A 1,078-nucleotide genomic window follows, 5' to 3' on the forward strand; every position below is an offset into this window, starting at 1 on the left:
TCGACTCCTTCGGCCACCACTGTTAGATTCATTGACTTTGCAATCGCATAAACCGAATCCACAATAGGCACTTTAGACGCATTATTCGTAATGTCATCAATGAAGGATTTATCAATTTTAAGCTGAGAGAGTGGAAGTTTGCTCAGATACCTCAGGTTAGCCTGGCCTGTGCCAAAATCATCAATGGAAATTTTAAAGCCTGCCGCTGTGATTTGCTCAAGTTCTTTTCTGACTAAGTCAATATCGTCTGCGACCATTGATTCTGTCAGTTCCATTCCGATTAAATGGTTATCAATCTCATGTAGATGGCACAAGTCAGTCGTCCGTTCGATGAAGTTTCCAGCAGATAACTGTCTCATACTGAGGTTAACGTAAACTGGTTTTCGCAATGCTTTGGGCAGACTTTTTATAAACAGACATGTTTGTTCAATAACAAAATAACCCACTTGAATAATCGCACCTGTCGCTTCAGCGGCTGAAATATAATGGCCTAAGTGCAGATCTGGGTAGCGTTCATCACACCAGCGTAATAATGCCTCGAACGAAGATATCTGGTTGGCATGATTTACTTTGGGTTGCAGGGCGATCGTTAAATTGGCCTTTTTTACCCCTGAGGCCAACTCGAGCCTCAAGGCAGCCGACTGAAGAGCTACCTTGTAATCTAACTCACTGGCTCGGACAAGCTGACCTTTCAGTCCATTTAAACGAACTGTTTCCAGCGACAGTTCAAGTTGTTCTAATAAGGGGGTTTGTTTTAACTTATTGAGTTTTGAAATATAGCCGACAGTTGTTATTGAGACAGAAAAACTATGATTCTCATAGACAGTTTTAGTGGCAACTTCGAGTTGGTCCATAAGAAACTGTTTTTGTGAAAAAGCTTGTGTTTCATCACTTTCCACTTTGAATACGACAAACCTGTCGGCAGAAACACGATAAGTGCAAAAGTTCTGCTGGAATTCAACTTCCTCTAGTTGCTCTGCAATTGATTTTAATACATTATCACAAACGTCATGACCCAGAACTGTGTTAAGTGTTTGAAAGTCATCAATATCAAGCATTGCGCTTATAACGAATCCCT

General features: G+C 40.9%; 1 protein-coding gene. It reads right to left on the bottom strand.

What is annotated here, in order from left to right; genetic code table 11:
* Positions 1-1,078: EAL domain-containing protein (locus ACTF5U_RS12490; protein WP_438971958.1), on the bottom strand; the 1,078-nt coding region annotated here is incomplete at both ends.

The organism is Methylophaga sp. (assembly GCF_965655755.1).
Lineage (GTDB): Bacteria > Pseudomonadota > Gammaproteobacteria > Nitrosococcales > Methylophagaceae > Methylophaga.